Source organism: Vibrio sp. HI00D65 (assembly GCF_001635455.1).
Classification (GTDB): Bacteria; Pseudomonadota; Gammaproteobacteria; order Enterobacterales; family Vibrionaceae; genus Vibrio.
Map to the genome: position 1 here is coordinate 25,693 of NZ_LWEH01000091.1, position 21,299 is coordinate 46,991.

Here is a 21,299-nt window from a genome sequence, read left to right on the forward strand (position 1 = left end):
TGTGTCAGTTTAGAAGTGTGGTGTATGTAGTTAGGACAATAACTATCAGGCGTGCGATTGCACACTGCCATAGAGTGTTTGATATAGTCCTTGTTGTTCAACCAGTTCACCATGTGTTCCCGTCTGTGTGACTTGTCCATCTTCTAAAACATAGATTAGATCGGCTTGTTTCACCGCTGATAAGCGATGAGCCACGATTAAAGTTGTGCGGTCTTTCAAAAACTCACTCAACGCTTTATGGAGTGCAGACTCTGTTGCCGTATCTAATGCTGATGTTGCTTCATCAAGAATAACAAACTTAGGGTTGCTCAGCACCATACGAGCAATGGCTAGACGTTGTCGTTGACCACCTGAGAGTCGAACACCGTTCCTACCAATTTGAGTATCCAAGCCGTTACTTAACTGCTTGATCACGTCTTGCATTTGAGAGACTTCAAGTGCACGCCACAACGACATTTCGTCGTAGTCAGCGCCAAGGGTCAGATTATGCCTTAATGTATCGTTGAAGAGTATAGGTTGTTGTAAAACAACAGCAATTTGATTGCGTATAATATCAAAACTGATGTTATCGGTAGTTTCACCGTTATAGCGAATACATCCAGAGTCAGCTTGATAAACCCCGATCAGCAATTGGATTAGCGTGGATTTACCGCCACCACTCGCCCCAACCAATGCCACTTTTTTACCAGCAGGTATGTGCAGCGAGAGGTTGTTTAAAACAGTGTTTTCTATTGTGTAAGAGAATGTAACGTTATCAATGTCGACTGTCACTTCTTCATCATCATTGAACGGATTCACCTTACTAATAGGGCGTTTCTCTTCTTCTAGTTGCAGAAGATCATTTATGCGTTGCAGCGCTGCTTTAGCGCTATACCAGGAGAATTGAATACCGAGCAGCTCTTGTACAGGGCCTAACATAAACCACAAGTAGCCGAATACAGCAAAGATTTGACCAATGGTTAAGTCACTGAATAGCACCATTAGCATTGCTACTGCGCGAAACAGCTCAAAACCTAGTAAGAAAAGTAGAAAGGAAACTCTACCAGCGGCTTCTGATTGCCATGCATATTTGTCAGCATCGATTCTTACCTGGTTCGCTTGAACCTTGAGTTCATCAAGGAAAATACGTTCTTTGTTAGCTGCACGCAGTTGATAGATGCCGTCTAGTGTCTCTACTAACCGGTTTTGAAAACGTTCAAATGATTGGTTCTCGTGTTTCTTCAGGTGCTTAACTTTACTGCCTAGTTTACGTGAGAAGTATATGACAACAGGATTGACCAGTAGAATGAACAGCCCTAAACGCCATTCTAGCCACAATAGAACGATCGCTGTGCCGAATACAGTTAAAAAGCTGATTAGGAATTTAGACAGGGTTGAACCAATAAATTTATCAATGGTCTCTATGTCTGTGATCAAGTGAGCATTGATTCCGCCACTGCCTTTTGTCTCGTACTGTTTGATGCTGATACGACCAAGCTTGTCGATCATTTTGCTGCGCATCTTATATGTGATGGTTTTAGAGACTAGGGTAAACTGACGTCCTTGAAGGATATTTAGCCCTTGGCTGAATGTACGCATTAAGATGACAAGTAAAAGAGTTAATGCAATATAGCCAGTAGGGGTTTGCATTGAGGTTGGTAACAGATGATTCATCATTTCAAGCCCAGATGCTGGCTGGTCGAGAAGTACCTCATCCACCATGAGTGGCATGAGTAGTGGGATAGGGACACTGATTAGTGTCGCGAGGACCGCAATGATGTTGGCAAACACCAGTTTAGACTTGTGCTTTTTTACTTGAGTTATCAGCCAAGAACGGCTAATAGTGTCATCTGAATTGGTCATTTTAATGAGAATAAGTCCTATTTAGGTGGGTGGTCGCATTCTACTGTGTTCTCTTAATAATGGAAGTCTCAATTTAATTGGAAGTTAATAATGAAAATAGAACATTACCATCGCTTAACCAAACAAGCCGTTGCATTAATCGAATCAGAAACCGATATGATCGCAAATTTATCAAATATCAGTGCATTACTGTCGATGGAGCTTGACGATCTTAACTGGGCAGGCTTTTACTTAATGAAGGGCGATGAATTGGTTCTTGGTCCATTTCAAGGTAAGCCTGCATGTGTGCGTATTCCTGTTGGCCGTGGTGTGTGTGGTACGGCAGTGGCAACGAACTCAGTTCAACGTATATACGACGTGCATGAGTTTGAGGGTCACATTGCTTGTGATGCGGCAAGTAACTCAGAAATCGTAATTCCGTTTTCGATTGATGGAAAAGTAGCGGGTGTGCTTGATATCGATAGCCCAAATGTTGGTCGATTTAGCGAAATTGACGAGGAAGGACTGACGTTTTTAATGGCTGAAGTGGAAAAGCTGCTTAATTCGCACGCGAACAAGGCATAAATTATTCTCTTACTGTGGTTTTTCCCAAGCATCTCTCTATAATACGTAAAAATATTTTCTTAATGCTCGCGGAAAACCGCAAAAACCAGGAACCCACATGGAAAACACTGAAAAGTTAAAAAACAGCAAAGAAGTTATTGCATATATTGCTGAATGTTTCCCTAAATGCTTTACTTTAGAGGGTGAAGCGAAGCCACTTAAAATTGGTATTTTTCAAGATCTTGCTGAACGTCTAAATGAAGACGAAAAAGTAAGTAAGACTCAGCTTCGTGCAGCGTTAAGACAGTACACATCATCATGGCGTTACCTGCACGGCGTAAAAGCTGGTGCAGAGCGTGTTGACCTAGACGGCAACGCGTGTGGCACATTAGAAGAAGAGCACGTTGAGCACGCTAAAGCTACACTTGCAGAAAGCAAAGCTAAAGTTCAGGCTCGTCGTAAAGAGCAAGCACAAAAAGCTCGTGAAGAAGGCAAAGCGAAACCTAAGGCGAAGAAAGCTCCACAGCCTCGTCGCCAAGCGCCTAAAGCACCAAAAGTAGAAAAGCCTGTAGAAACACGTGCTTTGAATGCTGACGAATTCATCGCTGGCAAAGAAGTAAATGTGAACATGGGTAAAGGAAACATGGCTGCGACCATTGTTGAAATCAATAAGGAAGATGTACGTGTTCAGTTAGCAAACGGCCTACAAATGGTTGTTAAAGCGGAGCACTTGCGCGCTTAAAGGAGATACTCCTACGCATGAAATGCCGTTCAAAATTGACACTGATTGCTGCTAGCTTTTTGCTAGCAGCTTCAGCTCAGGCTCTTGAAGCCAAATTAGATCAGGACGATTTACCTCTACTCGCTCCTGAGGTCCAACACGAAACTGCTAGTAAACGTGTTACTTCTCGATTTACTCGTTCCCACTATAAACACTTCAATCTCAACGACGATTTTTCTCAAGCTATCTTTAATCGTTACTTAGAGATGCTAGATTACAATCGTAATATCTTCACTCAAGCTGATATTGACTCTTTCTCTGCGGCATCTAAACAAATTGATGACCAGTTAAAAGCAGGCAATAACCAGATTGCTTTCGATGTTTACAATTTGTCTATGCAGAAGCGTTTTGAACGTTTTCAGTATGCACTGTCTTTGCTCGATAACGAGATCAAGTTCGATACCGATGAGACTATTGAACTGAATCGTAGTGAGGCTGCTTGGCCGAAAGATATCGCTGAAGTGAATGAGCTTTGGAGAAAACGCGTTAAATATGATGCTTTGAATCTAAAACTGACTGGTAAAGAGTGGCCAGAAATTCAAGAAGTTTTGGCAAAGCGTTACAACAATGCGATGAAGCGTATCACGCAATCGCACAACGAAGATGCTTTCCAGATTTACATGAACGCATTTGCGCGAGAGGTTGACCCTCATACTAGTTATCTCTCTCCGAGAAATGCAGAGCAATTCCAATCTGAGATGAACCTATCTCTGGAAGGGATTGGTGCTGTGCTTCAAATGACAGACGACTACACCGTTATTCGTTCTTTAGTTGCTGGTGGACCTGCTTCTAACAGTAAGCAGTTGAGTGATGGCGACCGTATTGTTGGTGTTGGTCAAGATGGCGAAGAGATTGTTGATGTTATCGGCTGGCGCTTAGATGATGTAGTACAACTTATCAAAGGTCCGAAAGGGACCAAAGTTAAGCTGCAGATCTTATCAGATGGTAAAGATGCAAAAAGTCACGTTGTCACAATTGTCCGTGATAAGATTCGTCTAGAAGACCGCGCTGTTAAATCAGAAGTTATAGAGAAAGATGGTAAGAAGATTGGTGTACTAGAAGTACCAAGCTTCTACGTTGGTCTTTCGAAAGATACCGACAAGTTGATTACTGAGCTTAAAGAGCAAGGTGTTGAAGGTATTATTGTCGATCTTCGAAACAATGGAGGCGGTGCATTGACCGAAGCAACGGAACTCTCTGGTCTATTTATCAAAGAGGGACCTGTTGTCCAAGTCCGTGACAGCTATGGTCGTGTCAAAGTGAACAGTGACACCGATGGTAAGATCAGTTACCAAGGTCCGTTAACGGTATTGGTGAATCGTTACAGTGCATCAGCATCTGAGATCTTTGCCGCTGCAATGCAAGACTATGGTCGTGCGATAATCCTGGGTGAGAACTCTTTCGGTAAAGGAACGGTGCAACAGCATCGCTCTTTGAATCATATATATGATTTGTTCGATAAAGAGTTGGGTTATGTTCAATACACAATCCAAAAATTCTACCGTATCAATGGTGGTAGTACGCAAAACAAAGGGGTAGTTCCTGATATTGCTTACCCAACGCCAATTGATCCAGCAGATACAGGTGAAAGTGTTGAAGATAATGCATTACCTTGGGATAGCATCGACAAAGCGAAGTACTCAGTGTTACAGCGTAATGATGAGGAAGTCGCGGCGTTAACGGCTAAACACCAAGCTCGTATCGCGACAGACATGGAATTCGGCTTTATTGCGCAAGATATTGAAAAGTATAAGGCGGATAAAGACGACAACGAACTTTCTCTGAATGAAAAGGTTCGCCAGCAAGAGAGTGATGATGCGGAAGCACTTCGTTTAGAACGTATTAATCAACGTCAAAAAGTCGCTAAGTTAGAGCCTTTCAAAACGTTGGACGATGTTCCGAACGACTATGAAGCCCCTGACGCTTATCTTGATGAGTCGGTTGCAATCATGCTAGATATGATAAAGAAATAGGCTTACCGCCTGTTGAAATTAAAAAGCGAGCTTAGGCTCGCTTTTTTGTATCTGTTCGGTCTGATGTGTCTCTTTTGGTTTTTATTGCTAGTTAGTAAGGGAATGCCCTGTGGTTTTCTAGATTTCTGTTTGGCAAATAATGACATTTAAGTTACTTCGTATTTAAAATTAAGTGACCTGGATCATATTTCTTCGCTTTCTATTCATTACGTGCCTAAGCTTAAAGAAAAACGAGGGGGCGCTTATGAAATGGATTCTACTATTTTTATCTTGTTTAAGTTTTGCTGCTTTTGGGAATGAAGTTACTCCTAACGGTCAACAATCAAAAAGTGATAGTAACTTATCCCATTTTGACCTTCCTTTGTTGCTTGGTGACTGGTATTTAATGAACCCAGATCCGGAGCAAGGCGCTAAAAACTTTAGAGCAATTAAGCTGACTCTCGATTCAAACTACTCGTTTACTATCGATATCCAGAAAAAAGACTATAGTGTGGACCATTGGGAAGGTTTATATAATGCCAATGAAGACACGATTATTCTGGGCCTGAACACGTCTGAGCCTCAAGTCTATTCTTACAGCAGTAACCACAACATGCTGAATCTTAATGGTGTGATGTTTACCAAAGCACTACCCAACGCACTGGCGGGTATTTGGTCTAGCGCGGAGCTATCGGGTAGCGATTTAAGAGCGAGCAACATCCAAAAAATGGATTTGGTCTTGCAGCCTGACTTTATCTTCATGTTCCGCGTGTCTGATGAAGCAGGTGGCGAAGTTATTCGTCGTGGTGTGTATTACACCGAAGGCGACCAATTAGTTCTGCTTTATGAAAATGGTGAGCATGGTACTAGATACACTCTAAACAGTGATGTTTTAACACTACAAGGCGAAGAGGGAGACATGTTCGCGGTGCTGAACCGAATCCGATAGTGTTCGTTTTAACATCAAATTTGAGATTTTTGATAATCTGATATTTAGACTATTTCTTAGGCGTTCCTATCTGGTTTGATTGGTAAAATAGCAAAACATGGAGGCATTTTCCTATAATGCCTCCTTTTTTTAATATTCCCCTTGTTTTATTGGCGATCAACCTTTAGATATATACAGTTAAAAATTTATTACGTATAACGATCAAAAGGAACTCGTCATGGCACATACACCTCAAGCCAAGTATCGTAAAGATTATCAATCACCATCTCACACTATTTCTGAAATCGATCTTACTTTCGATTTATACGATTCAGCATCTATCATTACTGCGGTGTCTAGTGTTAAGCAAGAAAAAGACAGCTCAACATTAGTACTGGATGGTGAAGGCTTGAAGTTGGTTTCTGTGTTGGTTGAGGGCAATGAGTGGACGCAATACGAGCAGTCTGAAACTGAACTAACGTTAACTGATCTTCCGAAGGAATTTACGTTAACCATCGTTACTGAAGTGAACCCAGAAGGTAACAGTGCACTAGAAGGTTTATACAAGTCAGGTGGCGCTTTCTGTACTCAATGTGAAGCGGAAGGTTTCCGTCGTATTACTTACTACATGGATCGTCCTGATGTATTGGCAAAGTTCACGACTACTGTTATCGCGGACAAAGCAGAAAACCCATTCTTATTAAGTAATGGTAACCGTGTTGATGAAGGTGAGGCAGAAAATGGTCGTCACTGGGTTAAATGGCAAGACCCGCACCCAAAACCAGCATACCTGTTTGCTCTAGTAGCTGGTGACTTCGACGTCCTTCGAGATGCCTACACCACGCATTCTGGCCGTAAAGTTGACCTAGAAATCTTTGTTGATAAAGGCAATCTAGACCGTGCAAACCACGCAATGGTGTCTTTGATTAACTCAATGAAGTGGGATGAAGAGCGCTTTAACTTAGAGTACGACCTTGATATCTACATGATCGTCGCGGTAGATTTCTTCAACATGGGTGCGATGGAGAACAAGGGGCTCAATGTATTCAACTCTAAGTTTGTTTTAGCGAACGATCAAACAGCAACGGATACCGATTACTTAGGTATTGAAGCGGTAATTGGTCACGAATACTTCCACAACTGGACGGGTAACCGAGTGACTTGTCGTGATTGGTTCCAATTGAGTCTGAAAGAAGGTTTAACCGTATTCCGTGACCAAGAGTTCTCTTCGGATCTCGGTTCTCGTGCAGTAAACCGTATCAACAACGTACGTATTATTCGTGGCCCTCAGTTCGCAGAAGATGCGAGCCCAATGTCTCATCCAATTCGTCCAGAAAAAGTGATAGAAATGAATAACTTCTATACTCTGACTGTGTACGAAAAGGGCAGCGAAGTTATTCGTATGATTCATACATTACTGGGTGAAGAAGGCTTCCAAAAAGGCATGAAGCTTTACTTCGAACGCCACGATGGTACGGCAGCAACGTGTGAAGATTTCGTCGCAGCAATGGAAGATGCATCGGGCGTTGAGCTGTCTCAGTTCCGCTTATGGTACAGCCAATCTGGTACACCGACGCTGTCTGTAGAAAGCCATTACGACGCAGAGAAAAAACAGTACACACTAAAAACTCGCCAGGTAACCGCGCCAACGCATGAGCAAGCTGAAAAGCAAGCCCTGCATATTCCTCTAGACATCGAACTGTACACAGCGACAGGCGATGTGATTGAGTTACAATGTAACGGTAAACCTGTTCACAATGTATTAGATGTGAAAGAAGCTGAACAGACTTTTGTGTTCGAGAACGTAAGCGAGAAACCAGTGCCATCATTGCTGCGTGAATTCTCTGCGCCAGTAAAACTTGAATACGACTATTCAGATGAAGAGCTTATTTTCTTAATGGTAAATGCGCGCAATGAGTTTTCTCGTTGGGATGCGGGTCAAATGCTATTGGCTAAGTACATTCGCAGTAACGTTGAGAATGTTCAACAAGGTCAGAAGTTTGAATTATCAGCGTCTGTTGTTGATGCATTCCGCGGCGTACTACTGAGTGATTCGCTAGAACCGGCATTCATCGCAGAAATGCTTTCACTACCAAGCCACAATGAAGTGTCAGGCTGGTATGAACGTGTTGATATTGATGCTGTCGCTTCTGTGCTTAACTCGATGAAGGTGACGCTAGCAGCAGAGCTTGAAGATGAGTTGGCTGCGGTTTATCACAGCCATCCGCTAACGGACTATACAATTGATCACGACTCAATTGGTAAGCGTACTCTGCGTAAACTTTGTCTAAGCTACTTAGCTCATACAGAGCAGGGTAACGACTTGGTTGTTGAGATGTATCAAACAGCAAACAACATGACTGACACTATGGCTGCAATGGGCGCTGCTAACAGTGCAAAATTGCCTTGTCGTGAAAGCTTGATGGCAGATTACAGCGACAAATGGAAACATGATGGCCTTGTAATGGATAAATGGTTTGCGCTGCAAGGCACTAACCCAAGTTCAAATGCTCTTGAAGCGATCAAAGAGTCTATGTCACATCAGGCATTTAGCTTGAAGAACCCGAACCGTACACGTAACTTAGTTGGTTCATTCTTTAACATGAACCCGGTTCAATTCCATGAGAAGTCGGGACAGGGTTATGCGTTTGCTGGTGAGATCTTACGTGAATTAAACAGCAGTAACCCACAAGTTGCTTCGCGTCTGATTGATCCACTGCTTAAGTTCCGTAAGTATGATGACGAGCGTCAAGCACTTATTAAAACAGAGCTTGAGACGTTGAAGAACATGGATAATCTTGCAAAAGACCTGTTTGAGAAAGTAACAAAAGCACTAGAAGCTTAAGTGAAGAACTCAATAGTGTAAGCAGCTTGCTAAGAAGCGGTTTTCTCATATAGAAAATTCATCAGTGGTAGAGAGCATCTACCACTGATTTTTTGTTTATGGGGGAGCGATATTTAAGTAAGCTAAAGTTAACTCTCCAGCTTTTTAGACAGAACGCTGTACAGTTAGACGGCGTTAAGTACCAAAAAAAACTGGATCTGTACATTTATACAGGTATCGTATGAATCACTATATTTTCCAACTCAACATCTCATATCAGCAATTTTTGACCAGTTATTCGGGTGCAGCAAGTCAAGTTCAAGTAATAACAACAACAGGATTGCGCATACAGTTACCTGCAACTCGATTCAGACCTTTTCTTACACAAATAGGGGTTAGAGGGCAATTTAGGCTGACAACTGACCAAAAAAATAAGTTTATCAAGTTGGAAGCTCTGTAAAGCTTGGCATGCCTGGTGAGTTAAAAGGAATCTTAATCACATAATCAAACATTTCACCTCCTACCACAGTTAAAACAATTAACCATTTTTCAATAATGCTTTTACAATAAGCCAATGCATTACCTTTGCTTAACTCGTTAATAGACAAGCGCTCAACGGCGTAATTCAAACAACAGATTAAGTGATACCCCTAATAATAAAATACAATTCTAATTGTGGAGTGTGACTATGACCGCACGTGAAACTGTGGTTCCAGTTTTACTTGAAAAAGTTTACAAGCTGATTCAAGACAAACTTGACCTTGCTCATCGACCTCTCGTAACTCAACTTGCTCAACACTTGTTTAGTAACGTTTCTCATGACGACCTGACTCAGAGAAATGAATCCGATTTATATGGTGCTGTAGTTAGTTTATGGCACCACATCAACGAAAAGAAAGCCGACGAAATCTCGGTACGCGTTTTCAACCCTACAGTAAGTCGTCAAGGTTGGCAGTCCACTCACACTATCGTGGAGATAGTAGTACCGGACAGTCCTTTCCTTGTTGATTCTGTAAAAATGGCATTGACTCGCCTAGACCTTTCTTCTCACCTTATGCTGCATAACCCAACGCAAATCTCTCGTTCTGATTCGGGAAGTGTAGTGGGTGTGAGCAGTGGTGAAGGTGTTTTCCAATCTTTGTTCCATATCGAGGTTGACCGTCTAAGTAGCAAAGCAGAAATGACGGCACTTAAGACAGAGCTTCTAGACATTTTCACTGACACTAGCCTAGTGGTTAACGACTGGTTAACGATGGTTGAAAAGCTGAAAGAAGTCACTGACCAAGTTGAACAGCAAAAAGAAAGCATTCCAGTAGATGGCCAACGTTTTGATGAGACGTTGGCGTTTCTTCGTTGGTTAGGTGAACACAACTTTACCTTTATGGGTTATAAGGAATATGACCTAGTTTCAGTTAACGGCGATACAGAGCTGCAACCGACCAAGGAGCAAGGTCTTGGTTTGTTTGCGAATTCAGATCGTGTACGTAACGTTAAGTTGTCTGAGTTTTCTGATTCGGCGCGTTTAGAAGCAAAAAAGCCGTATGTACTTATCGTAACAAAGGGCAACACGGCTTCACGCATTCACCGCCCAGCTTACAATGATTACATCGGTATCAAGAAGTTCGATAAGAGTGGTAAGGTTATTGGTGAGCATCGCTTTACTGGTCTTTACACCTCTGCAGTTTATAACCAAGCCGTTGAAACCATTCCTCTAGTTCGTGAGAAAGTAGAACGAATCTTGGATGCAAGTGGTTACCGTGAAGGTTCATACTCATACAAAGCGCTGCACAACATTCTTGAAAACTACCCACGTGATGAACTGCTTCAAGCTCGAGAAGAAGAGTTACTTGAAGTAGGTACCGGTGTAGTACAAATGCAAGATCGTGATCTTTTGCGTTTGTTTGTACGCAAAGACCCGTTTGGCCGTTTCTTTAGCTGTATGGTTTACGTAACAAAAGATCGTTACAACACCGAGCTTCGTCGCCAAACTCAGCGAATCTTGAAGCAATACTTTGGCTGTGAAGAAGAAGTTGAATTTACAACGTATTTCTCTGAAAGCCCTCTGGCAAGAACACACTATATTGTTCGTGTTGATAACAACAACATGGATGTGGACGTGAAAACAATCGAGCAAAACTTAATGGAAGTATCGTCTACGTGGGATGACCGCTTATCTGAATCAATCATTGCAAACTTCGGTGAGAGCAAAGGTCTTCCATTGTCGAAAGAGTACATGCGTGCATTCCCACGTTCGTACAAAGAAGACATGATGCCAGGTTCTGCTGTTGCAGATATTGAGCGTTTAGAAGCACTGAGTGAAGATAACAAACTTGGTATGCTTTTCTACCGTCCTCAGGAAGAAGCTGCAGACTCGAAAGCAGTACGCTTAAAACTGTTCTACCACAGTGCAGAGCCAATTCACCTTTCTGATGTGATGCCAATGCTTGAAAACTTTGGTCTGCGCGTTATCGGTGAATCACCATATGAAGTTCGTAAGACTAACGGTACTACTTATTGGATCTTAGATTTCTCTATGCTTCATAAGAGCGACCAAACGATTGATCTTCGCGAAGCTCGTGATCTGTTCCAACAAGCATTTGCAGCAATCTGGGCTGGTGAATTAGACAGCGATGGCTTTAACCGTTTGGTACTAGGTGCTGGTCTAGCTGGTCGTGAAATTTCAATTTTGCGTGCTTATGCTCGTTACATGCGTCAAGTTGGTTTCCCATTCAGTCAACAATACATTGAAGACACCTTGTCTCATTACCCAGATCTAGCTAAAGGTCTAGTCAGCTTATTTGGTAAGCGTTTTGATCCTAAACTGAGGGGCAGCGCCAAGGGACAACAAGATCTTATTAAGAAGATCACTGAGCAGCTCGATCATGTAGAAAGCTTGGATGATGATCGTATTATTCGTCGCTACATGGAGATGATCACTGCAACGCTACGTACTAACTATTACCAAGTAGACGAGAACAAGCAAGCTAAACCTTGGTTGGCTCTGAAAATGAGGCCAAGCGAGATTCCAGATATCCCGGCTCCAGTGCCTGCGTTTGAGATCTTCGTATACGCACCAGATATTGAAGGTGTTCACCTACGTGGTGGTAAAGTGGCTCGTGGTGGTCTTCGTTGGTCTGACCGTCAAGAAGATTTCCGTACCGAGATTCTGGGCCTAGTTAAAGCACAACAAGTTAAGAACACGGTAATTGTACCTGTGGGTGCAAAAGGTGGTTTCGTTTGTAAACGTCAGCACACTATGTCTGGCCGTGATGAAATCTTTGCTGAAGGTCAACGCTGTTACAAGCGCTTCATCCGTGCACTACTAGACGTATCAGACAACATCATTGAAGGTGAGGTTATCCCGCCTAAGAATGTGGTTCGCCATGATGAAGATGACCCGTACTTGGTTGTAGCAGCAGATAAAGGTACAGCAACGTTCTCTGACTTAGCGAACTCAGTATCTGAAGAGTACAACTTCTGGTTAGGTGATGCATTTGCTTCGGGTGGCTCTAACGGCTACGACCACAAAGCGATGGGTATTACAGCGAAAGGTGGCTGGGAATCGGTTAAGCGTCACTTCCGTGAAATGGGTATTAACTGCCAGACTACAGACTTCACTGCTATCGGTGTTGGTGATATGGCAGGTGACGTATTTGGTAATGGTATGCTGCTATCTAAGCACATCCGTCTACAAGCGGCATTTAACCACATGCACATCTTCATTGATCCGAATCCAGATTCAGCATCAAGCTGGGTAGAGCGTGATCGTTTGTTCAATTTACCTCGTTCAAGCTGGGAAGATTACAACAAAGAACTGATTTCTCAGGGTGGCGGCATCTTCTCTCGTCGAGCGAAGTCTATCTCTCTAACGCCTGAAATTCAGAAAATGCTGGGTACCAAGAAAGCATCAATGGCGCCAAATGATTTGATCAAAGCGATCTTATCTATGGAAGTCGATCTACTTTGGAATGGTGGTATTGGTACTTACGTTAAGTCTTCAAATGAAACTCACACTGATGTTGGCGACCGTGCTAACGACGTGTTGCGTATCAATGGCGGCGATTTGAAAGCAAAAGTTGTGGGAGAAGGCGGTAACTTGGGTATGACTCAATTGGGTCGTATTGAATATGCGCTTACCGGCGGCCGAGTGAACACAGACTTTGTTGATAACGTGGGTGGTGTTGACTGTTCAGATAACGAAGTGAACATTAAGATCTTCTTGAATGGCTTGGTGTCTAATGGTGATCTAACGGTTAAGCAACGTAACCAAGTTCTAGAATCTATGGAAGATGAAGTTGGTGAGATTGTACTTGATGACGCGTATTGCCAAGCTGAGTCTATCTCGGTGACTGAACATCAGGGTGTGAGTTTAGTTAAAGAACAAATCCGCTTCATTCATACAATGGAGAAAGCAGGGTATCTGGATCGTGGCCTAGAATACATCCCAGATGACGAAACTCTGTTAGAGCGTGAGAAGCAAGGTCAAGGTCTGACACGACCAGAGCTATCTGTATTGATCGCTTACGGTAAGATGGTTCTGAAAGAAGATCTTGTGAGCGACGATATTGCGAATGATGAGTTCCATGCCCAACAATTGATGCAATATTTCCCAACTGAGTTACGCCGTAACTACTCTCAACACATGGATAACCATCCACTGCGTGCAGAGATCATTGCTACTGCACTTGCTAACCAAATGGTTAACGAGATGGGTTGTAACTTCATCACTCGTCTGCAAGAAGAGACGGGCGCAAACATTGTCGATATTGCCAATGCTTACGCGGCATCACGTGAAATCTATGGTTTGGGTCAAGTGCTGAAGAGCATCCGTGAATTGGATAATATCTCTAGCTCACAGGCTCAATATGAGTTGCTGTACCACGTACGTCGTACACTGCGCCGTTTGACTCGTTGGTTGCTAAGAAACCGTACTGGCAAGCAATCTGTGAAAGCACTAGTTGAACTTTACCAAGGCGATGTAGTAGCGATTACTGAGAAACTGGATGAAAATTTAGTTGCTGCAGAAGTAGAAGAGCATCAAGCAATGGCTCAAGTATGGATTGAGCAAGGCGTAACCACTGAATTAGCGAATTCAGTTGCGCGTCTGTCTAGCTTGTACTCAGCACTGGATATATCCACAGTAGCTCGTGAAACGGGTAAAACAGTGCAACAAGCGTCTAAACTTTACTTCAATCTGGGCGACCGTTTGTCTCTGCACTGGTTCTTGAAGCAAATCAATGGTCAAGCAGTCGATAACAACTGGCAAGCATTGGCACGTGCTGCATTCAGAGAAGATCTGGATTGGCAACAACGCCAGCTAACGGGTCAGGTACTTAACTGTGGTTGTGGCTCAGATCTTGATGTGATTAAAGCGCTCGATGAGTGGATGGAAAGTAACTCTGTTTCTCTACACCGCTGGGAAAGCATCCTGAACGAATTCAAAGTGGGTTCTGTGCATGAGTTTGCTAAGTTCTCAGTTGCGTTACGTGAATTGATGCTACTGAATCTAAACTGCATGTCTAAAGACTAACGATTAGATAGACAGTAATAAAGGGCAGGCCATTTGGTCTGCCTTTTTTGTTTTGGGGGGCGATTTGTTTATGCTTTGAAAGTGTTGGTCAATTCACTGTGGAGTAAAGTGATTCGTTGGAAAGTGAAGTAGAGGTACTCGATATGCTCAATATACGATAACGTTTGCTTAATAAAGAAGCTCATTTGTTAGCAAACTCGATTATCTTTCCCTTACAGCCAGTAATAGATTGAATAGTTGGGGAAATAAGTAAATAATATCGCCCCGTTTACACGGGGCTTTTTTCTATCGGAGGCACAATGCTTTACCGTCTAGCCAGAACTGGCTTTTTCCAACTTGATGCCGAAAAGGCACATGATCTCGCAATTCAAAACTTCAAGCGCTTTACTGGCACACCTATTGATCTTTTGTATCGCCAACAATTACCTCACCGACCTGTAGAGTGCATGGGTCTCACTTTCAAAAACCCAGTTGGCCTAGCGGCTGGCCTAGATAAGAACGGCGAATGTATTGATGCATTTGGCGCAATGGGTTTTGGCTTTGTAGAAGTAGGAACTGTTACGCCACGCCCACAAGAAGGTAACGATAAACCTCGTTTATTCCGCCTTGTTGAAGCTGAAGGTATCATCAACCGAATGGGTTTCAATAACCTAGGTGTAGATAACCTGGTTGAGAATGTTAAGAAGTCAAACTACGACGGCATCTTAGGTATCAACATCGGTAAAAACAAGGACACGCCAATTGAAAAGGGTGCAGAAGACTACTTGATCTGTATGGAGAAGGTATATCAATACGCGGGTTACATTGCAGTAAATATCTCTTCACCAAACACACCAGGGCTACGTTCTCTACAATATGGTGAAGCACTCGATGATTTGCTGTCTGAACTTAAGGCAAAACAAGCAGAACTAAAAGATAAGCATGGTAAGTATGTTCCGCTAGCTCTTAAGATTGCTCCGGATCTAAGTGATGATGAAATCAGCCAAATTTGCGAATCATTGATCAAAAATAAGATCGATGGTGTGATCGCAACAAACACGACTTTGGATCGTTCAATTGTCGAAGGCATGAAACACTGCGACGAAGCGGGTGGCCTAAGTGGACGTCCAGTTCAATCTCGTAGCACTGAAGTAGTTCGTAAACTTCACCAAGAGCTAGGTGACCAACTGCCGATCATCGGGGTAGGTGGCGTTGACTCTTATGTTGCTGCAAAAGAGAAAATGATGGCAGGTGCTAAGCTTGTTCAAGTTTACTCTGGTTTTATCTACAAGGGGCCACGCCTTGTAGCTGACATTGTCAAAAACCTGTAGTTTACAAACTATGGTCGTTATAGAACATCAATCTCAGAAGTATCTATAAACTGACATCGTCTTACTAAAAGAGACACTGTAACTCCCTGAGTTGTAGAGAAAAGCGTTAAGAAAGAGGAATTCATTTCCTCTTTTTTTTTGCCTATTGCTCAGTAAAATTAGTGCAATTGAAGGTAATTTGCGTTTTACCTAATGGAATGGTTCAACAGTGTGAGACGAAATGATGCTTAAACCTAGCGATACATGGAGTTGGTATTACGATGAGCAGCAATGTTCATTAATGCTAAACCTCGGAGAGGATATGATTTTCAAAACGAATCTGGTCCGCAATAAGCTGGTGGACTGCGCGTTTCGAGATAATGAATTCACCGTTGATGACGCATCCTCATACCAAACCTTCAAAGAACAAATTTCTGGCTTAGAGCTATCTGAGCCTCGCCAAGCAGAACTTGCGCTTTACTGCGTGGCTGCGAAGCGTTTCCACAAGCCTGTACAACCAAAGAGTTGGTTCTTCGCACCTCAAGGTGCAGGACATGAGTATCCTCAGGAAGGGGATATTGTACAAATGAATAACGAGCATAGCCTTGGTTACTTCATCGTGTTAGAAGTGGGCGAGTGTGCGAGCTTATGTGCATTTGTAGACCTAGAAGAGTTCCTACTGACTCCTTCAAAGGGATTACGCTTTGGTGACTCGATCAAGGTGATGCACGATAGAATGCTTGATGCTAACGCGATTCTGCATCAATCTCACCATATTGCGATGGTTGGCTAACTCAAATTTAATACATCATTTCGGCCATACGTAGCAGCGAAAATCCTTATCAAACCTTCCAAATAATCGGCTTAATAGCCGATTTTTTTGTGCCTAAAAAACCTCATCCTGATAAATGCATCACTCATTAACCACCAAAATAGTGAAGTTAAGACGATTTTTTTATCTTAATTCCACCTTGTTTACTTCCCCAAAAGTGTAGTTTACCCATATTTATTCCCTGTTTTTGTCCTTTTGTAGCTAAATTCCACTCTTATTTTTATCTTGGTATATACCAGATTTGGTGTGAATATAAATTCACAAAGGCGAATTACTCGGAAGTTGGATGTTGAACGAGTGAGTTCGTTAGGTCTTATGTTTTAAGGGGATGTGGGTAAGCGATCGCTTCAGTGCTGAGTGTTTGCTGGCCAGTTAGTAGAAAGATTCAATGAAAAGACGAGTTTAGAGTGATGCTCTGGTAACAAAATCAGGTATAATCGAGCTCATTTTTATCAATAAAAGAACACTATGAATCAATATCTAGCGGTTACCTCAAACGGCCTTGAGAATTTATTAGTTGAAGAACTAACCCAACTAGGGATTACAAACGCAAAACCTGTTCAGGCAGGTGTTAAATTCAAAGCGACCAATGAGCAAATCTATCGTTGTTGTTTGTGGAGTCGTTTGGCTTCTCGATTTGTACGTGTCCTTTCTGAATTCACTTGTCAGGACGACATGGATTTGTATCTATCGACCACTGCGGTTAACTGGGTTAATCAATTCCATAGCTCTAAGCGTTTTGTGGTTGATTTTAATGGTACTAACCGCGAAATCCGCAACAGCCAATATGGCGCGATGAAAGTGAAAGACGCTATCGTTGATTGCTTCGAGAAGAAGTCATTACCTCGTCCTTCTATTAGCAAAGAAAACCCAGATGTTCGCATTCACGTTCGTTTACACCGTGACAAAGCGATTCTTGGCCTTGATATGGTCGGCAGCGGTCTTCACCAGCGTGGTTACCGTCCTGAATCAGGTCGCGCACCATTGCGCGAAACTCTTGCTGCAGCGATTCTTCTTCGTAGTGGCTGGGACGCAACAAAACCTTTTTTAGACCCGATGTGTGGTTCAGGTACGCTTGTGATTGAAGCGGCAATGATGGCTGCGAATATGGCTCCAGGTGTTAAGCGTCAGAAATGGTGTTTCGAATCTTTAGAAGATTTTCAACCAGAGCTATGGGCTGAAGTTAAGTCAGAAGCGAATGTTCAAGGTCGCCGTGGTGTTAAGAAAGTAGAGTGCAAGTTCTACGGTTATGATAACGACGAGCGAATGATCAAGACTGCACGTGACAATGCGCGTCGTGCTGGTGTTGAAGACTTAATTCAATTTGAAGTAGGTGATGCTGCACTTGTTAAGCGTCCTGCTGAATTCGACAATGGCGTGGTTGTATCAAACCCACCTTATGGTGAGCGTCTAGGTACAGAGCCTGGCTTGATTGCACTTTACACCGCATTTGGTGCACAGCTAAAAGCTGAGTTTGGTGGTTGCAACGCATCTATCTTCTCTAGCTCAGACGAGCTTCTAAGCTGTTTGCGTATGCGTGCAGACAAACAGTTCAAATTGAATAACGGTGCGTTACCTTGTCACCAAAAGAACTACTCAATTTCTGATCGTCCGATGTCAGAGCGCCAAATAGATCAGCAAGAGCAGCAGATTGCACCTGATTTCGCGAACCGTCTTAATAAGAACATCGGCAAAATTGGCAAGTGGGCTAAGAAAGAGCAATTAGATTGTTACCGTATCTATGATGCAGACTTACCAGAATACAATGTAGCGATTGACGTATACCCAGGTCACCTTGTGATTCAAGAATACGCTGCACCTAAAGATGTACCGGAAGAGAAAGCAAAACGTCGTCTAACTGATATCATCCGTGCTTCTATTCAAGTGACCGGCGTTGAAGCCAATAACGTTGTGCTGAAAGTTCGTCAGAAGCAAAAAGGCCGCTCTCAATACCAGAAGCTTTCTCAAGATTCATCGAACCTAGAAGTAAACGAGTACGGAGTTAAGCTGATTGTTAACCTTCACGACTACCTAGATACAGGTTTATTCCTTGATCATAAGATTACTCGTCGTCGTATCGGTGAAATGGCGGCAGGTAAGGATTTCCTAAACCTGTTTGCTTATACAGGTAGTGCATCTGTACACGCTGCTGTGGGTGGCGCACGCTCTACGACTACTGTCGATATGTCTAATACCTACTTAGAGTGGGCGAAAGAGAACATGGAGCTTAACGGCCGTGTCGGTCGTCAACATCAATTTGTTCAAGCTGACTGCTTACAATGGTTAGCTAAAGAGAAAGGCTCGTACGACCTGATCTTCATTGATCCACCAACGTTTTCAAACTCGAAGCGTATGGATCAATCTTTCGATGTTCAACGCGATCATATCCAGCTAATGGAGAACCTAAAGCGTCTGCTTCGTGAAGAAGGTACGATTGTTTTCTCTAACAATAAACGTCACTTCAAAATGGATTTAGAAGCATTAGAAGAACTGGACCTTAAAGCTCAGAATATCTCTTCTAAAACACTGCCTCTAGACTTCTCTCGTAATAAGCATATTCATAACTGCTGGTTGATTACACACAAGTAATCAAGAGATCGTATAAGGATATATAGTGCTGACTCTATACAGTACAGAAGGGTGCCATCTATGTGAGATGGCATTCCAACTCACGGAACAGTTGAACATTAGCCGTCATGTCAATATTGTTGATATTGCATTCGATGATGAGCTCTTTCCCCGTTACGGGGTCACTATTCCGGTGCTCAAATTTGAAAGCTCTGACGGTTCTCAACACTCAGAGCTCAACTGGCCATTTGGCTTGTTAGAACTTAATGATTGGTTAAAGAAGAATGGCATTACTTACAATTCATAATGGGCAGCTAGCATTTGGCGACCACCCATTATTAGACCGTGCAGACTTCGCTCTGCAAGAAAATGAGCGTGTTTGTTTAGTAGGGCGCAATGGTGCCGGTAAGTCTACGTTGATGAAAGTGCTTTCTGGCAGCATCATCATGGACGACGGCAAGATGCAAATCACGCAAGATGTAGTTGTGTCTCGCTTGGAACAAGATCCGCCGCGTAACGAAGAAGGCACAGTTTATGATTATGTGGCTGGTGGCCTTGCTGAGATTGGTGAGCAGCTAAAGATCTATCATGATCTTCTTGATCTGATCGCAACCGACCCTAGTGAAAAGAATCTAAATCGCCTTACTCGTGTACAAGAACAGTTGGATCACGCTAATGCATGGCGTTTTGAAGACCGTGTAACCAATGTTTTAGGTGTTTTAAAGCTGACAGCTGAAACTAAGCTGACAGATTTATCTGGTGGTTGGCAACGTAAAGCAGCCCTTGCTCGAGCGCTTGTGTGCGACCCTGACGTGCTTTTACTCGACGAACCTACTAACCACCTGGATGTTGCTACTATCGAATGGTTAGAAGGCTTCCTGAAAGATTTTCGTGGCTCAATCATCTTTATTTCGCACGACCGTGCATTCATTAAATCGATGGCAACACGTATCGTAGATCTTGATCGCGGTAAGCTGAGTTCTTTCCCTGGTGACTACGAAAATTATCTAGTTGAGAAAGAAGAAGCGCTTCGTGTTGAAGAGATGCAGAACGCTGAATTCGATAAAAAGCTCGCTCAGGAAGAAGTATGGATTCGTCAGGGCATCAAAGCTCGTCGTACTCGTAACGAAGGTCGCGTTCGTGCGCTTAAGAAGCTACGTGAAGAGCGTTTGAATCGTCGTGAAGTGCAGGGCAAAGCGGTTATTCAAATCGATGACGCACAGCGCTCAGGTAAGATTGTATTTGAAGCTGAGAACATTAACTTTGGCTTCGAAGGCAAACAGATCGTTAAAGACTTCAGCTTCAACATCATGCGTGGCGATCGTATTGCACTGATTGGTCCGAATGGTTGTGGTAAGAGTACGGTTCTTAAGTTGCTTCTTGATCAACTAAAACCTGATTCAGGTCGTCTGCATTGCGGTACGAAACTTGAAGTGGCTTACTTTGACCAATACCGTGAAATCCTTGACCCAGAGAAATCGGTTATCGATAACCTAGCGGATGGTAAGCAAGAAGTAACAGTAGGTGGCCGTGAGCGTCATGCGCTTAGCTACTTACAAGATTTCTTATTCTCGCCTAAACGTGCTCGTACGCCTGTTAAAGCGTTGTCCGGTGGTGAGAAAAACCGCCTGTTATTAGCTCGTATTTTCCTTAAATCGAACAATTTGCTGATTCTCGATGAGCCAACCAACGATCTAGATATCGAAACTTTGGAACTTTTAGAAGATTTGCTTGCCAACTATCAGGGTACGCTTCTTTTAGTAAGCCACGATCGTCAGTTTGTTGATAATACAGTGATGACAAGTTGGATCTTCGAAGGCAACGGCGTGATTGAAGAATTTGTTGGTGGCTACCACGATGCTCAACAACAAAGAAAGCAGGCACTTGAATACCGACAGGTTGAAAAGCCATCAAAGCCAGCGAAAGTAGTTGAGGAAACTCCCAAAACTGCACCAGTTAAAGCTAAACCTAAGAAGTTATCGTATAAGCTACAGCGAGAACTAGAAGCGTTACCACAACGTTTAGAAGAATTGGAAACACAAATTGAAGCTCTTCAGGAAGAAGTTAACGATCCAAACTTCTTTTCGAAATCTGTAGAGCAGACACAGCCAGTTTTAGATAAGCTAACTGCTACAGAGCAGGAGCTTGAAGTTGCATTTGAGCGCTGGGAAGAGCTCGAGGCACTACAACAGGAAAGTTAAGAAGTAATA

At 42.9% G+C, this 21,299-nt stretch carries 13 protein-coding genes; 12 read left to right on the forward strand and 1 reads right to left on the reverse strand.

Annotated elements, in window-relative coordinates; all coding sequences use genetic code 11:
* Nucleotides 1–45 precede the first annotated feature (45 nt).
* Nucleotides 46–1,842, reverse strand: a complete 1,797-nt coding sequence (locus tag A3712_RS08760) for an ABC transporter ATP-binding protein (RefSeq protein WP_063523112.1) — start codon at nt 1,840–1,842, stop codon at nt 46–48.
* Between the two features lie 90 nt (nt 1,843–1,932).
* Between A3712_RS08760 and A3712_RS08765 the strand changes: the two genes are divergently transcribed.
* The 12 genes from A3712_RS08765 (at nt 1,933) to A3712_RS08820 (ending at nt 21,290) form a co-directional block, all read left to right on the forward strand.
* Nucleotides 1,933–2,406 (forward strand): GAF domain-containing protein, encoded by a 474-nt coding sequence (locus tag A3712_RS08765; protein ID WP_063523113.1) that lies wholly within the window; start codon nt 1,933–1,935, stop codon nt 2,404–2,406.
* Between the two features lie 97 nt (nt 2,407–2,503).
* Nucleotides 2,504–3,127 carry an RNA chaperone ProQ gene (proQ, locus tag A3712_RS08770; protein ID WP_004742319.1) on the forward strand — a complete coding sequence of 208 codons (624 nt, stop codon included), beginning with the start codon at nt 2,504–2,506 and terminating at the stop codon, nt 3,125–3,127.
* 17 nt (nt 3,128–3,144) lie between these two features.
* A complete protein-coding gene (prc, locus tag A3712_RS08775; RefSeq protein ID WP_063523114.1) occupies nt 3,145–5,139 on the forward strand; it encodes a carboxy terminal-processing peptidase in 1,995 nt (664 codons plus the stop codon).
* 244 nt (nt 5,140–5,383) lie between these two features.
* Entirely contained in the window at nt 5,384–6,067 is a 684-nt protein-coding gene (locus tag A3712_RS08780; protein WP_063523115.1) for a hypothetical protein, read from the forward strand.
* 217 nt (nt 6,068–6,284) lie between these two features.
* Nucleotides 6,285–8,891, forward strand: a complete 2,607-nt coding sequence (gene pepN, locus A3712_RS08785) for an aminopeptidase N (protein ID WP_063523116.1) — start codon at nt 6,285–6,287, stop codon at nt 8,889–8,891.
* 220 nt (nt 8,892–9,111) lie between these two features.
* Entirely contained in the window at nt 9,112–9,330 is a 219-nt protein-coding gene (locus tag A3712_RS26645) for a DUF2835 domain-containing protein (RefSeq protein WP_082856205.1), read from the forward strand.
* Nucleotides 9,331–9,558: 228 nt separating this feature from the next.
* The gene (locus tag A3712_RS08795) at nt 9,559–14,400 is read left to right on the forward strand and encodes an NAD-glutamate dehydrogenase (RefSeq protein WP_063523118.1); all 4,842 of its coding nucleotides are present in this window, start codon (nt 9,559–9,561) and stop codon (nt 14,398–14,400) included.
* Nucleotides 14,401–14,699: 299 nt separating this feature from the next.
* Nucleotides 14,700–15,710, forward strand: a complete 1,011-nt coding sequence (gene pyrD, locus A3712_RS08800; RefSeq protein ID WP_063523119.1) for a quinone-dependent dihydroorotate dehydrogenase — start codon at nt 14,700–14,702, stop codon at nt 15,708–15,710.
* A 220-nt stretch (nt 15,711–15,930) separates the two neighbouring features.
* Nucleotides 15,931–16,482, forward strand: a complete 552-nt coding sequence (locus A3712_RS08805) for a cell division protein ZapC (RefSeq protein WP_008221983.1) — start codon at nt 15,931–15,933, stop codon at nt 16,480–16,482.
* Nucleotides 16,483–16,989: 507 nt separating this feature from the next.
* Nucleotides 16,990–19,110, forward strand: coding sequence for a bifunctional 23S rRNA (guanine(2069)-N(7))-methyltransferase RlmK/23S rRNA (guanine(2445)-N(2))-methyltransferase RlmL (rlmKL, locus tag A3712_RS08810; RefSeq protein ID WP_063523120.1), 2,121 nt, complete (start codon nt 16,990–16,992; stop codon nt 19,108–19,110).
* 25 nt (nt 19,111–19,135) lie between these two features.
* Complete coding sequence (locus tag A3712_RS08815; RefSeq protein ID WP_082856206.1) at nt 19,136–19,396, forward strand: glutaredoxin family protein; 261 nt, start codon at nt 19,136–19,138, stop codon at nt 19,394–19,396.
* Nucleotides 19,374–21,290: an ABC transporter ATP-binding protein gene (locus tag A3712_RS08820; RefSeq protein WP_063523122.1), complete on the forward strand. Its 1,917-nt coding sequence runs from the start codon at nt 19,374–19,376 to the stop codon at nt 21,288–21,290. Before A3712_RS08815 ends, A3712_RS08820 begins: the two co-directional genes overlap by 23 nt.
* The last annotated feature ends 9 nt before the right edge of the window (nt 21,291–21,299 follow it).